This is a genomic window from Roseburia zhanii (assembly GCF_014287635.1).
GTDB classification, from domain to species: Bacteria; Bacillota; Clostridia; order Lachnospirales; family Lachnospiraceae; genus Roseburia_B; species Roseburia_B zhanii.
Window position 1 is genome coordinate 1 of the sequence record NZ_JACOPH010000009.1, and the last position, 14,095, is coordinate 14,095.

Annotated in this window: 13 protein-coding genes, 14 tRNA genes and 1 rRNA gene; 27 read left to right on the forward strand and 1 reads right to left on the reverse strand. The window is 40.9% G+C overall.

Features of this window, described 5'->3' with window-relative positions; genetic code table 11:
- The 25 genes from H8S17_RS10580 to H8S17_RS10700 form a co-directional block, all read left to right on the forward strand.
- Positions 1–168: ribosomal RNA gene (locus H8S17_RS10580) — 23S ribosomal RNA — on the forward strand; the annotation flags it as partial.
- Between the two features lie 53 nt (positions 169–221).
- Positions 222–294, forward strand: a tRNA-Asn gene (locus H8S17_RS10585).
- Between the two features lie 7 nt (positions 295–301).
- A tRNA-Glu gene (locus H8S17_RS10590) sits at positions 302–373 on the forward strand.
- Positions 374–396: 23 nt separating this feature from the next.
- Positions 397–469 (forward strand) — tRNA-Thr (locus tag H8S17_RS10595).
- 6 nt (positions 470–475) lie between these two features.
- Positions 476–549, forward strand: a tRNA-Ile gene (locus H8S17_RS10600).
- A gap of 17 nt (positions 550–566) precedes the next feature.
- Positions 567–640 (forward strand) — tRNA-Asp (locus H8S17_RS10605).
- 4 nt (positions 641–644) lie between these two features.
- Positions 645–717, forward strand: a tRNA-Val gene (locus H8S17_RS10610).
- A gap of 5 nt (positions 718–722) precedes the next feature.
- A tRNA-Leu gene (locus H8S17_RS10615) sits at positions 723–806 on the forward strand.
- Between the two features lie 11 nt (positions 807–817).
- Positions 818–891 (forward strand) — tRNA-Arg (locus H8S17_RS10620).
- A 100-nt stretch (positions 892–991) separates the two neighbouring features.
- Positions 992–1,468 (forward strand): DUF1700 domain-containing protein, encoded by a 477-nt coding sequence (locus tag H8S17_RS10625; RefSeq protein ID WP_186867292.1) that lies wholly within the window; start codon positions 992–994, stop codon positions 1,466–1,468.
- Between the two features lie 66 nt (positions 1,469–1,534).
- Positions 1,535–1,726 (forward strand): hypothetical protein, encoded by a 192-nt coding sequence (locus H8S17_RS10630; protein WP_186867293.1) that lies wholly within the window; start codon positions 1,535–1,537, stop codon positions 1,724–1,726.
- 98 nt (positions 1,727–1,824) lie between these two features.
- Complete coding sequence (locus H8S17_RS10635) at positions 1,825–2,172, forward strand: rhodanese-like domain-containing protein (protein ID WP_243238059.1); 348 nt, start codon at positions 1,825–1,827, stop codon at positions 2,170–2,172.
- 38 nt (positions 2,173–2,210) lie between these two features.
- Entirely contained in the window at positions 2,211–3,362 is a 1,152-nt protein-coding gene (locus tag H8S17_RS10640) for a THUMP domain-containing class I SAM-dependent RNA methyltransferase (RefSeq protein WP_186867294.1), read from the forward strand.
- 10 nt (positions 3,363–3,372) lie between these two features.
- Entirely contained in the window at positions 3,373–5,079 is a 1,707-nt protein-coding gene (locus H8S17_RS10645) for a lectin like domain-containing protein (RefSeq protein ID WP_186867295.1), read from the forward strand.
- A gap of 15 nt (positions 5,080–5,094) precedes the next feature.
- On the forward strand, positions 5,095–6,189 hold the full coding sequence (locus H8S17_RS10650; protein ID WP_243238060.1) for an N-acetylmuramoyl-L-alanine amidase family protein: 1,095 nt from the start codon (positions 5,095–5,097) through the stop codon (positions 6,187–6,189).
- 20 nt (positions 6,190–6,209) lie between these two features.
- Positions 6,210–6,806: an XTP/dITP diphosphatase gene (locus H8S17_RS10655; protein WP_178050588.1), complete on the forward strand. Its 597-nt coding sequence runs from the start codon at positions 6,210–6,212 to the stop codon at positions 6,804–6,806.
- 14 nt (positions 6,807–6,820) lie between these two features.
- A complete protein-coding gene (locus H8S17_RS10660) occupies positions 6,821–7,300 on the forward strand; it encodes a metallophosphoesterase family protein (RefSeq protein WP_186867296.1) in 480 nt (159 codons plus the stop codon).
- Positions 7,301–7,442: 142 nt separating this feature from the next.
- Positions 7,443–7,517, forward strand: a tRNA-Pro gene (locus tag H8S17_RS10665).
- 7 nt (positions 7,518–7,524) lie between these two features.
- Positions 7,525–7,595, forward strand: a tRNA-Gly gene (locus tag H8S17_RS10670).
- Positions 7,596–7,614: 19 nt separating this feature from the next.
- Positions 7,615–7,688: transfer RNA gene (locus H8S17_RS10675), tRNA-Arg, on the forward strand.
- A gap of 36 nt (positions 7,689–7,724) precedes the next feature.
- Positions 7,725–7,798 (forward strand) — tRNA-His (locus H8S17_RS10680).
- A gap of 33 nt (positions 7,799–7,831) precedes the next feature.
- Positions 7,832–7,903: transfer RNA gene (locus H8S17_RS10685), tRNA-Gln, on the forward strand.
- Positions 7,904–7,936: 33 nt separating this feature from the next.
- Positions 7,937–8,009: transfer RNA gene (locus H8S17_RS10690), tRNA-Lys, on the forward strand.
- A 595-nt stretch (positions 8,010–8,604) separates the two neighbouring features.
- Positions 8,605–9,021, forward strand: coding sequence for a ribonuclease Z (locus H8S17_RS10695; protein WP_186867297.1), 417 nt, complete (start codon positions 8,605–8,607; stop codon positions 9,019–9,021).
- Entirely contained in the window at positions 9,014–10,261 is a 1,248-nt protein-coding gene (locus H8S17_RS10700; protein WP_243238061.1) for a DNA/RNA non-specific endonuclease, read from the forward strand. The genes H8S17_RS10695 and H8S17_RS10700 overlap by 8 nt, the downstream gene beginning before the upstream one ends.
- Positions 10,262–10,328: 67 nt before the next feature.
- Here H8S17_RS10700 and H8S17_RS10705 read toward each other — a convergent pair whose 3' ends face one another.
- Complete coding sequence (locus H8S17_RS10705; RefSeq protein ID WP_186867298.1) at positions 10,329–11,366, reverse strand: YeiH family protein; 1,038 nt, start codon at positions 11,364–11,366, stop codon at positions 10,329–10,331.
- 274 nt (positions 11,367–11,640) lie between these two features.
- Between H8S17_RS10705 and H8S17_RS10710 the strand changes: the two genes are divergently transcribed.
- Positions 11,641–13,062, forward strand: coding sequence for a lanthionine synthetase LanC family protein (locus H8S17_RS10710; protein WP_186867299.1), 1,422 nt, complete (start codon positions 11,641–11,643; stop codon positions 13,060–13,062).
- 14 nt (positions 13,063–13,076) lie between these two features.
- On the forward strand, positions 13,077–14,057 hold the full coding sequence (locus tag H8S17_RS10715; RefSeq protein WP_186867300.1) for a PLP-dependent cysteine synthase family protein: 981 nt from the start codon (positions 13,077–13,079) through the stop codon (positions 14,055–14,057).
- Positions 14,058–14,095 lie beyond the last annotated feature (38 nt).

Sequence of the window (14,095 nt, forward strand, 5' to 3'; positions counted from 1 at the left end):
TGGAAGGGATAAACGCTGAAGGCATCTAAGCGTGAAGCCCCCCTTAAGATGAGATATCCCAGTTATAAACTGTAAGACCCCTTGAAGACTACAAGGTAGATAGGGCAGAGGTGGAAGTGTAGCAATGCATGGAGCTGACTGTTACTAATCGGTCGAGGGCTTGACCAAAAGATCGGATAAATCTGTATGAAGTTTTGAAGGTATATATTTATACTTGATATTCCTCGATAGCTCAGTTGGTAGAGCACGCGGCTGTTAACCGCGCTGTCGTAGGTTCGAGTCCTACTCGGGGAGTTTCTTTGGCTCCATGGTCAAGCGGTTAAGACATCGCCCTTTCACGGCGGTAACACGGGTTCGATTCCCGTTGGAGTCACTTGGTCCTAAGGGATTGCATATGCCGATGTGGCTCAATTGGCAGAGCAGCTGATTTGTAATCAGCAGGTTATCGGTTCGAGTCCGATCATCGGCTTCATATGGACCTTTAGCTCAGTTGGTTAGAGCAACCGGCTCATAACCGGTCGGTCCTGGGTTCGAGTCCCCGAAGGTCCATTTTTATCAAGTATTTTGGCCCAATGGCTCAGTTGGTTAGAGCGCCGCCCTGTCACGGCGGAGGTCGCGGGTTCGAGTCCCGCTTGGGTCGTTATGGGATCTTAGCTCAGCTGGGAGAGCATCTGCCTTACAAGCAGAGGGTCACAGGTTCGAGCCCTGTAGGTCCCATTTATGCCGGCGTGGCGGAACTGGCAGACGCGCAGGACTTAAAATCCTGTGGTGGCGACATCGTACCGGTTCGATTCCGGTCGCCGGCATTTACCCATATGTGTGTGTAGCTCAGCTGGATAGAGCACTTGGCTACGGACCAAGGTGTCGGGGGTTCGAATCCTCTCACGCACGTTAGTAGATCACGAAAGTTTTGCAAAATGCAGAATTTTCGTGATTTTTGTATACAAAAATTTCTTTGAACAGGTACATTTATTTTAATTTGGAGGAAATAATGACAAGAGAGATGTTTTTAAAAGAACTTCGGATTGCATTAGAGGGACAGATTCCCCAGAGTGAAGTCAATGAACAGTTACGGTATTATGAAAATTATATTATGGAAGAATCACGAAAAGGAAAAACACAGGAACAGGTCATTACGGAACTGGGAAATCCAAGACTGATCGCAAAAACAATCATAGAAACATCGAGTCAGACAGGAAATCAGAGGGCATTTGAATATGAAAAAGAACAACAGGAGTCGGATGATCAGAAAGGTTTTCATATAAATTATGATGAGCAGACCGGCTGGGATATCCGTTATGGAAAATTCAAGATCAATTCATGGTATGGATATTTACTGCTTGGCATCATTATGGTATTTCTTTTAGTATTGCTTGCAAAGATCGCAGCAGTTTTAATTCCAATCCTGATACCACTTTTATTAGCAGCAGTATTATTATATTTGTTATTTTATGGGAATCGTAAATAAATCGCATATTTTACCTATGGACATCAGATAATAAGAGAGCAATGAATGTTTAGGAGGTAAATCGTAATGGCAAACAATAGTACAAACAAAAGTTCTAACAGCTATAACTTAAAGAGTTACAGCCAGAATTCAGCAGGAAAAAACAGTATGTCTGATTCTGCAAAAACAAACAAAGCTTCTAATAAGGCAGCAAACAGAGCATCTGACAGGGCAATGGATAAGTCCTCTGACAGTGCTTCTGATTGTTCCCATAATTAGTAGCAAATAGAAGGATTTGGCATAAGTTATTAGTAGAAAGCGGATTACAAACGATGTTTTGTAATCCGTTTTTGAAATAAAAAAGAGGAGAAATGAGGATGGAGAGGACTTTTGTGTATGGTTTTGAAATGATAGCGGTGGAAGAATTAGAGGAGATCCGTAGTAGTGAGCGGGCATGGCTGATAGATCTGCGGGATGAAGACAACTATCGGAAAGGACATATTAAAAATGCAAGAAATTGTCCATTGGCATACATAGATATCTGGCGCAGGGAATTACCGGATAGAGTTAGTATTATTTTGTATTGTGAACATGGCAATCAAAGTCTGTTAGCAGCAAGAAAATTAAGAGGGAGAAAAGGTGCAATCTATACCATAACCGGAGGGTATCAGGCATTTCTCAAGATGGATGAAAAAGAGATTGACACTGATGTTTTTAACAGATAAGATTATATCAGAATGCATATAAGAAATTGGAGAACAGAATGAAAAATTTTGAACTAATTGCACCATGTCATTTTGGGTTAGAGTCAGTTTTGAAAAGAGAAATCTATGACATGGGTTATGAGATCATACAGGTAGAAGACGGAAGGATTACATTTGAGGGAGATGCAGAGGCTATCTGCCGGGGAAATATTTTCCTTCGGACAACAGAACGGGTGCTTTTAAAAGTGGGCAGATTCCATGCAACAACATTTGAAGAACTGTTTCAGGGAATCAAAGCACTTCCTTGGGAAGATTATATTCCGGCAGATGGAAAATTCTGGGTAACAAAAGCATCTTCTATCAAAAGTAAATTATTTAGTCCATCGGACATTCAGTCCATCGTAAAAAAAGCAATGGTTGAACGTATGAAGCAGGAATATGATATGGACTGGTTTCCGGAAGATGGGGCTTCTTATCCGGTACGTGTATTTTTAATGAAAGATGAAGTGACAGTGACAATCGACACAACCGGAGAGTCCCTTCATAAGCGTGGATACCGTACGATGACAAGTAAGGCACCATTAAAGGAAACATTAGCCGCAGCACTGATCTTATTAACACCATGGAAAGCAGACAGGATATTAGTTGATCCATTTTGCGGCAGTGGTACATTTCCAATCGAAGCGGCTATGATCGCAGCAAATATCGCACCAGGAATGAAACGTCATTTTCTTGCAGAAACATGGGACAACCTGATCCCTAAGGAATTGTGGCAGGAGTGTTTTATGGAAGCAGAAGAAATGGTCAATACAGATATTGAGGTGGATGTACAGGGATATGATATAGACGGTGATGTGATCAAGGCTGCAAGAGAGAATGCAAAACGTGCCGGAGTAGAGGAACTGATCCATTTCCAGCAAAGACCTGTAAAAGAGCTGCATCATCCGAAAAAATATGGTTTTATCATTACAAATCCACCATATGGCGAGCGTTTAGAGGAAAAAGAGGCATTACCTGTATTATATAAAGAAATCGGAATGGCATATCAGAATTTAGATGCATGGTCATTATATATGATCACAAGTTACGAAGATGCGGAAAAATATATTGGACGTAAAGCAGATAAGAATAGAAAGATCTATAATGGAATGTTAAAAACATATTTTTATCAGTTCTTAGGTCCAAAACCACCAAAGAGAAACAGAAAATAGAGGGATTTCCATGAGTCATGTCAAACGCTATATTTTACTGGCTGTCATGGCAGTGGCAGCATGTCTGTTAAAATTTAATAACTATGGTGCAGATTATGAAACAGTAGGACAGTTTCGTGGAGCAGAGTTAAAAGATGAGGACTGGAATCCGCTGATCGCAGAAACTGTAAACGAAAAAACAATCTCGGTTGCCATTGATAATAAGGAATATACCAATAAAGATCTCGGTATTTTTATGGATGACAGTTTAAATATCATGGTTCCGGTAGATATTTTAACAGAGGGTTTAAAGTGCAGTTCCCATATTTATGACGGAAAAGAACTTCTAGTAGAAAAGAGAAGTGATGAAGTGCTTTTGGGTGTAGATGAACCGGAGATTTCCGTAAATGATGAAAAGCGGCAGATCACTTCACCTATGATCGAGAAGGACGGAACCTACTACATCAGTATCGGGGAACTGTCAGAAAATATCGGATATAATTATGAATGGAATATGGATAAGAATCAGGCGGTTGCAGTAGATACGTCTGAAACAGCATCGATCTTTCCGGTCAGTTATGATCTTAGGAAAAAAGACCGGGTCGGTGTGATCAAAAATCAGGGAAGTACAGGAACCTGCTGGGCATTTGCAGCATTAAGTGCGTTAGAATCAGCATTATTACCGGAAGAATCATTAGAATTTTCACCGGATCATATGAGTATGAGCAATTCTTTTGTGGTAGATACGAATGATGGCGGGGAATATACCATGGGAATGGCATACCTGCTGTCATGGCAGGGACCGGTCTTAGAAAAAGATGATCCGTTTGGTGATGGAAAAACAGAAGCGGGACTTTCTGCTGTGAAACATGTGCAGGAAGTGCAGATGATGGAAGGTAAGGACTATGAGAAGATCAAAGAGGCAGTTTTCCAGTATGGAGGTGTGCAGACTTCTTTGTACAGTGCATTAAAGAGCATTTACAGTCCATCAGAATTTTATAATAAAGATCAACATGCCTATTGTTATATGGGAACGGAAAAGCCAAACCATGAGGTTGTGATCATCGGCTGGGACGATAACTATCCCAAAGAAAATTTTCCTGTGAATGTAGAAGGTGACGGTGCCTTTATCTGCCAGAACAGCTGGGGAGAGGCATTCGGAGAGCAGGGCGTATTTTATGTTTCTTATTATGATACAAATATCGGAAGTCATAACGTTGTATATACAAAAGTAGAAGACACCGATAATTATAATCATATATATCAGTCGGATCTCTGTGGCTGGGTTGGACAGATCGGATTTAATAAGCCATCTGTTTATGGAGCAAATGTATATACAGCGGAAACGAACGAGAATCTTTCGGCTGTTGGATTTTATGCAACTGGCAAGAATACAGAATACAGGGTCTATGTTGTAGAAAATTTTGAAGATACCGGATCTTTTGATCATAAGAAGTTAGCTGCAGAAGGAAGTTTGAAAAATGCAGGATATTATACGATTCCGTTAGAACAGGCGATTTCCTTAGAGCAGGGAGAAAAATATGCGGTTATGGTATATATCAATACGCCGGAAGCAATTCATCCGATGGCAATCGAATATGCAGCAGATGAAGCCACGAAAAATGCCGACCTGACAGATGGAGAAGGATACATCAGTGCAAATGGCGGAAGATGGGATCATGTGGAAGAAACCGCATCCTGCAATCTGTGTATCAAAGCATATACAAAAGAAAATTAGTTTGGAGGATTTAGTTTGGAAGAAAGAATCCTGAAAAAAAGTGCTATATTTATCACATTGATATCTATATGCATATGTGTGATTGTTCCTTTTTTTTCACAGATAAGCAGTACATCACAGGCACTGCTTGAAGCAGTAAAGGAGTACCGTACAAAAACGAAAGCAGAGCGGTTAAATATGACCGGTCTGGAACTTTTAGCATATAATAATAAACAGGCAAAAGAAGAATCCGAAGAAGAACCAGAATTTGACAGTCAGCTTCGTTTAGAACTGCCATTAGGTGTTGCGGGGCAGGATTTAGAAATAGCAGAAGATTATGTGACGCAGACAATCGATATCCGGATACCGTATGCGGATGAGGAATATTTTTATGATTATCCGATGCTAGGGAGCAGTGACCATATTGACAGTTTAAGTTATGAAAACGAAAGCGGATATGGAATCGTGGAATTTATTACGGATAAAGTATATGAGATATCATCAAGTTATGATGAAAATTATTTTTATATTGACTTTTTGACACCGCATGAAGTCTATGATAAAGTAGTAGTAATTGATGCAGGACATGGTGGAAATGCGCCGGGAGCAACAAAACAGGGCATCTATGAGAAAGATATTGATTTAGATATAGTCTTAGAGTTAAAGGAAATTTTTGATACATCAGAGGATAAATCGATAGGTGTATACTATACCAGAACAGACGACAGCAATCCGAGTTTTGAAAATCGTGCCGGTCTGGCAAACAAATCAGATGCGGATCTGTTTATCAGTATACATAACAATTCCACGCAGAGTGGACGAATGTCGAATATCAATGGTACGCAGGTCATGTATGATGAAAAAAAGGCAGATGTGGAACATGGCACAAAAGGTCTTGCTGAGATCTGTTTAGAAGAAGTAACGGCGATGACAGGAAGTTCCAACAAAGGACTTGTAGAGGGAAACGAGATCTATATCATTCGTTCGAGCGAGGCACCGGTAGCATTGATCGAAGTAGGATTTATGACGAACCAGACAGAGTTAAATAATCTGCGTTCAAAAGAATACCAGATGAAAGTAGCTCAGGGCGTTTACAATGCGATCATGCGTGCATTTGCAGAAGGTTATTAAGAGAATCAGAGGATAAAAGAATGAAGAAAAAAATTATTTTTGCAACCGGGAATCAGAATAAAATGCGTGAGATCCGTCAGATTTTAGATGGATTAGATGTAGAGATCCTTTCTATGAAAGAAGCAGGAATTTCCTGTGATATCGTAGAAGACGGTGAAACATTTGAAGATAATGCAATGATCAAGGCAAAAGAAGTAGCAAAATATACAGATGCGATCGTAGTAGCAGATGATTCAGGACTTGAGATTGATTATCTGAATAAAGAGCCGGGTGTATATTCAGCCCGTTATATGGGAGAGGATACCTCTTATGAGATTAAAAATCAGGCATTATTAGACCGCCTGAAAGGTGTGCCAAAAGAACAGCGTACCGCACGTTTTGTATGTGCAGTCGCTGCTGTTTTTCCAGACGGAGAAACCTGTGTCAGACGTGAAACGATTGAAGGATATATCGGTGAAAAACCAGCGGGAGAAAATGGTTTTGGATATGATCCTATTTTCTATATAGATGAATATAACTGTTCTACAGCAGAACTGACAAGTGAGCAGAAAAATGCACTTAGTCACAGAGGTAAGGCATTGAGAGCTATCAGGGGTGAATTAGAAAAAAGAATCTGACAGGGAGTGCGTGCATGAGAGTTTTGATTATCAGTGATACACACAGAAAGCATAAGAATTTAGAAACGGTGTTAGAAAGAGAACGTCCGCTGGATATGGTCATTCATTTAGGAGATGCAGAAGGCTGTGAAGATTATATTGCAGCATTAGTGGAATGTCCGTTAGAAATCGTATCAGGAAACAGTGATTTTTTTTCAAGCCTTCCACCGGAAATGATCATTCAGGTCGGAAAATATAAGGTGTTGATCACACATGGTCATTATTATTATGTCAATACCGGAATCGAAGATATTAAAAAAGAAGCAGAAGGCAGGGGATGCGATATTGTCATGTTTGGGCATACACATCGCCCGCTGATTGACTATGGAAAAAATGTTATTGCGTTAAATCCGGGCAGTCTGTCTTATCCAAGACAGGAGGGCAAACGTCCTTCTTATATTATGATGGAAACAGACAGTAAAGGGGATGCACATTTTCGGATTGAATATTTGTAAATGTCAGTAAAATACAAAAAAATACGAAAATAGAAAAATTTTAAAAAAATTTGAAAAAAGGTGTTGACTTTATGATTAGACTAATATATAATACTACTTGCGTCAGAGATGAAGCGAAAATAAAAAATTAAATAACAACCTTCGGGGTGTGGCTCAGCTTGGCTAGAGCGCCTGGTTTGGGACCAGGAGGTCGCAGGTTCGAATCCTGTCACCCCGACTTTTATGCGGGTGTAGTTCAATGGTAGAACACTAGCCTTCCAAGCTAGATACGTGGGTTCGATTCCCATCACCCGCTTTGCCTAACTAAGGCATGTGTGTTCGTAGCTCAGCTGGATAGAGCAACGGCCTTCTAAGCCGTGGGTCGGGGGTTCGAATCCCTTCGAGCACATTTCTTTTGTAAAAAAGAAGCAGGTAACTGCATATGGTGGGTATAGCGCAGTTGGTTAGCGCGCCAGATTGTGGCTCTGGAGGCCCAGGGTTCGAATCCCTGTATCCACCCTCGCTTTTGCGAAAGGCAGAAGTACAAGTTATTGGGCTATCGCCAAGCGGTAAGGCACAGGACTTTGACTCCTGCATTCACCAGTTCGAATCTGGTTAGCCCAGTTTTGGTCATTCTTAAATTTATATAGATGATATGGGATATTAGCTCAGTTGGTAGAGCACTTGACTTTTAATCAAGTTGTCCGGGGTTCGAATCCCCGATGTCTCATTAACTAAAAACAGCGGAAACCCTAGTAAAATCAATGGTTTCCGCTGTTTTTCTATGTAGTGGGATGTAAGCAAAAGTAGTTGGTTTTTAATGTCCGCATCGTGTCCGCAAGGGAGTATTTTGACCCTAATGTCCGCATCGTGTCCGCAAATTACATGGCTAAAATGTCATTTATGACAGATGCAGGATTTTCTTTTTCTTCGATGATATGATTATAAACATTCAGCACCATTTTTTCAGTATCCCCCATTAGTTGAGCAATCTTTTTAATGCTGATCTCTGGAACACGATAACAGAGATTGGTACAGTAGTTATGCCGGAAGATGTAAGTTCATGTTCGTTTATTTGTGAATCCTATTGGAAATTATATTATTGCAGTCACACATGAGTTTATGTTATACCATAGCAGAGGGTATACAACAAGAACTATAGAGGGATGGGCTGTAATCGTTGCTGGTCACACTGTTAGGTGTGAACAGTAGCATTTGTGGATAAAAAGATGGAAACTCAGGCAAAGATACCTATAGTCTTTTCAAACAACAATAGGTATAATGTAAAAGAGCAGACGATCTACACAGCCAAAGGAGAGGATAAAATGGTAATATACGCAGCCGTTGATGACCATATGGGAATGGCATTTAACCACCGCAGGCAAAGTCAGGATAAAGCAGTCAGGAAAATGATCTTAAACGAAACGAAAACAGGCAGACTATGGATGAATCCGTATACGAAGAAACAGTTTGATGATCCGGCAGCAGAACAGATCATTGTTGATGAAGATTTTTTAGAGAAAGCAGAAGAAGAAGATTACTGTTTTGTGGAAAACTGTTCTGTGAAGCAGTATGAAGATAAAATAACAAAGATTATACTCATAAGATGGGGCAGAAGCTATCCGGCAGATACTTATTTTGATATAAATCTGACCGATGGCAGGTGGAAACTTTTGACTTCTACGGAGTTTGAAGGCAATTCACATAAAAATATCACAAGGGAGGAATGGGTGAATGAATAGGAGCATGAAAACGAAACATTTTAAGACACTGATGATCAGTTTTCTGTTTGTACTGTTTTGTGGTCTGGTACCGATGGGATGCGGCAGCCAGAGGGGTGTGGTAGATCAAGGTGCATCTGTATCGACAGAGCGTAGTATGACAGAGGAAACTGAGCGAAGACTAGAAACCGAAGTTCAGGAAACTGAGACAGAACAAGAATCAGAGGCAACGGAGATCGATACGGCAGGAACTGCGGCTAAGGGAAGTGCCCTCAAACAGACGATGCCATCGACGGAAGTGACGGTTTCTGTAGCGGATATACCGGCTTATAACGGTAGTCCATATGTGGCAGTCAATGATAATGTTCCACAGTTTTTAGAAACGGATCTGAGCACTTCTTCTTATGAGTATTACAGCGATTTGGACAGCCTTGGGCGCTGTGGTGTTGTTTATGCATGTATTGGAACGGATCTTATGCCGACAGAAGAACGTGGCAGTATCGGTTCTGTAAAACCGACTGGATGGCATACGGTCAAATATGATACGGTAGATGGAAAATATTTATATAACAGATGTCATCTGATCGGCTATCAGCTTTCCGGTGAAAATGCGAATGTAAAAAATCTGATCACCGGAACGAGATATCTGAATGTAGATGGTATGCTGCCGTTTGAAAATATGGTAGCTGATTATGTAAAAGAAACCAATCATCATGTTATGTATCGTGTGACACCGGTATTTGATGGAGATAATCTTCTTGCAAGTGGTGTCCAGATTGAAGCTGAATCGGTAGAGGATAACGGAGAAGGGATTCTGTTTAATGTCTATTGCTACAATGTACAGCCGAATGTAGCGATTGATTATGCAACTGGTGACAGCAGTCTGGCAGGAGGGGACGTTGCGGCACAGAATGATGCTGCAGCAGACGCATCTGTAGATACAGCGGCTGCATCTTACAAAGGTGCAAAATCAGATAGTAATGCGGCTTCTGACAGCAACGCAGATCAGGCAGACGAGAGCAGTAAGTCATCTGGAAGTACAGATCAGACAGCAGATAATGGTCAGACATCTGACAATAGCGGAACTTCGGCACAGAATCCGTCGGGTGGTTCGGATACACTGATGGTCTATAAATCAGCAACAGGGGATAAATACCACAGTATCAATAACTGTGGAAGAATGAATCCGAATAAGGCAACGCAGATCACAGAGGCGGAAGCGATCCGTCAGGGACTTGGAAAATGCAGTAAGTGCTGGTAATAAAAAAGATCGAATGAAACACAGGAACAATACCTGTTTTCATCCGGTCTTTTTTTATTTTGCCAGTTTACCAGATATGCATAACATGCTGCATCAAAAGACTGACAACCGTAATTCCAGCCCAGCAGCAGGCACCGAGCAGGATTGGCTTGCCGCCTGATTTCACCAGTTTTACGACATTGCTGTTCAGTCCGATCGCAGCCATTGCCATAATGATGAAGAATTTGGACAATTCTTTTAATGGCGCAAATACGCCGGCATCTATACCAAACTGGATACAGATTGTTGTGATCACTGCGGCAATGATGAAATAGAGGATGAACATCGGAAATGCACGCTTGATGCTGAAACTGCTCTCCTGTGAACCGTCAGCAGATGTCTTTTTTGCACGGATCAGTGAAAGGACTAAGGTGATCGGAATGATCGCAAGAGTACGTGTCAGCTTGACAGTGACAGCGGTATTTAAGGTTTCGCTTCCTAAATTCCACATACTGTCCCAGGTGGATGCGGCAGCAGTAACGGAAGAAGTATCATTGATCGCAGTTCCGGCAAAAATACCGAAAGCTTCTCCGCTTGTTGTGTCAAAATGCATGGCACTGCCGAGCAATGGGAAACAGATTGCTGCAATAACATTGAATAAAAAGATAACGGAAATTGCCTGAGCGACTTCTGTATCATCTGCATCAATGACAGGTGCGGTAGCTGCGATCGCAGAGCCGCCGCAGATAGAAGAACCGACTCCGACAAGGGTAGCTGTATTTGATGGGATATGTAATACCTTGTGTAAGATAAAGGCAATGATCAGTGAGGTACTGATCGTACATATTATAATAGGAAGTGACTGTTTTCCAGTCTGTAAGATCACGCCAAGATTCATGCCAAATCCTAAAAGTACAACGGCAGTCTGTAAAATGATCTTTGAAGTCCATTTGATACCGGATTCTGCACTGCCTTTTTCATGCCAGAATAAGGTGATGACCATTCCGGCAAGAATAGCAATGACCGGTCCACCGATCACCGGAAATGCTTTTCCAAGCAGCCATGCAGGAATGGCGATCAGAAAGCAGACAAAAATTCCGAAAAAATTTTTTTTGATAAAATTCATTGTGATAACCTCGCTTTTCTTTTTCTGCTGTAAGGATTCCGTACAGTATCATCTGGTATTACAGTATGCTTTATTGCCGTATTGTGCCATAGAATACTGCGGAATCGATATTTCATGCGGAAACGATTATACCATCATATATTTGTTATGGCAATATTCTGATATAGTTTTTATTTATAACTAATCATAGAAAATAGGAATTAGCATTTTTAGGAAGTGTGGTATATAATCTTTTTATAACCTACTAAAAAGATATGAAAAGGAGGAAATAGAGGTGGCAAGTAATATTTTATTTAAACATTACCAGATTGATGATTATATTGAGATAGCAGAAGAAACAGCAGGCTGGCTGAAGTCAGTGGAAAGAAAGACAGAGCATGGAAAGAGATGGATTCAGAGTCCGGATTCTACAGAGGATTTTTCTGATTATCCAATGCTCACAGAAAAGGCTCTTTACGGAGGCTCTGCCGGTATCGGACTGTTTTACTTAAGATTATATCAGGCAACAAAAAAAGAGGAATATTTAACAGAAGCAAAAGAAGCGGCTGCGGATATCATTGCAACAGATGAGGGTGTGGCATTTTATGAAAAGGCTTTGAATATCAAAGGGGTAGAAGATAAATTAGTGCATGTAAAGAATATGCCGGGATGGACAGCAGGTTATTATAATGGACCAACAGGAAGTGCCTATCTCGTCTTAAAATTATATGAGATCACAGGTGATGAAACTTATAAGACCTATGCCATCAAAGTAGCTGATGATCTTTTATCAGTTGCAAAGAAGGCACCGGAGGGAATTTATTTCAGTGAACAGAATGATCTCTGTGGTGATGCCGGATTTGTTACTTATCTCGTATCTGTTTATGAGGTCACAAAAGATGAAAAATATATCAATGCAGCAAAAGCACTAGGTGAATATATTCTTTCAAAAGGAAAACCGGCAAAGAACGGTGGAACCTACTGGAATGTCGTAGATCTTTCCATCATTGATTTTCCGGAAGATGTATTCTGGGTGAATTTAGCACATGGAACATCCGGTGTGGCATGGATCTTTACAATTTTATATCAGGAAACAAAAGATGAAAAGTTTTTACAGGCTGCCAAAGAGGCAGCGGAATATATCAAAGGAATCGCAGTTGGTGATGATTATGCTGTGCTTGTACCGTATTTAGACAGTGAAAAACGCGGACCTTCTACAGAGTTTTATTATTTAAGTACCTGTCATGGACCAGCCGGAACAGCACTTTTGTTTGAAGCGTTGTATAAGATCACAAAAGAAAATGATTACTTAGACTGGGTTAAGAAATTATCGAGAGGAATCATCGAAGCAGGTGCACCGGAAAACTATTCAAGAGGATATTGGAGAAGTCAGGCACTTTGCTGCGGAACACCGGGATTGTTAGAGCATTTTATCTCTGTCTATAAACTGACCGGTGAGGAAGAGTTTTTAAATTATGCAAAACGGACAGCCAGAACGATCATCGGACAGTCACAGGTCGATGATGATGCTAAAGATATCTATAAATTGAGCAATACCAGAAGATGGTTAGGAAACTGGTGGAGAACAATCCCGCAGGACGTACATACTTATTCAGGACTTTACATTGGAACAGCAGGAAATGCATGGAGTCTGCTTACGTTAGCAGCAGCACTCAAAAAAGAAGATTACATTGAGATCATAGAATACAATTTTTAAGGAGGAAAACGGACATGGGAAGAATATATGATTCGATCACAGAATTAGTTGGAAATACACCATTGGTCAGACTGCACCGTTATGAGGAATCTGAAGGACTGCAGGCAAATATTTTAGGAAAATTTGAATATTTTAACCCATCGGGAAGTGTCAAGGATCGTGCCGCCATTAACATGATCCAGGAGGCAGAATATGAAGGTAAGTTAAAGCCGGGCATGACGATCGTCGATTTTACAAGCGGAAATACGGGAATTGCAACGGCAACGTATGCAAATGCCAAAGGTTATAAATATGTAGCTGTGATCCAGCCACAGGTATCTGTGGAGCGTTCACAGATCTTAAAAGCCTTAGGAGCAGAATTATTACAGGTGACAGATGTACCGGGATTTGCAGAAATGTTAAAGACAGGTCTTTCTTTAGCAAGACTGGGGGATATTATGAACAGCTTTGCAGAGTCTAAGGGCTGGTTTTATATTGACCAGTGCTCAAATCCTGCAAATGCAAGAGCACATATCAACGGTACAGGTCCGGAGATCTGGCGGGATACCGATGGAAAAGTGGACTATGTAGTACAGTTAGTTGGAACAGGTGGAACATTAGCCGGATTGTCTGCATATCTGCGTACAAAAAATCCAGATGTAAAGATCATTGGAGCACAGCCTGCAGATCAGTCGTTAAAGAATCCGAATTTCCCAGACCGGAATACATTAGATGGTGTTTTAAAATTCAATGGTGTACCGGATGATAAAGTGCCGACACTTTTTAGCCAGTTTAATGCATATTATGATGAATGCATCGATGTCATTGCAGAAGATGCCTATGAAACAGGAAGAAAATTAGTCAGGGAAGAAGGTTTCTTTGTCGGACATTCCGCAGGAGCGGCTCTCTGGACTGCAACACAGATCGCAAAAAGACCGGAGGCAGCAGGCAAGAATATCGTTGTGATCTTAGCAGATAATGCATTCAAATATCTGTCAACGAATATGTACAAATAATGTAACATTCAGGATCACATCCATATATCAGCAAAACC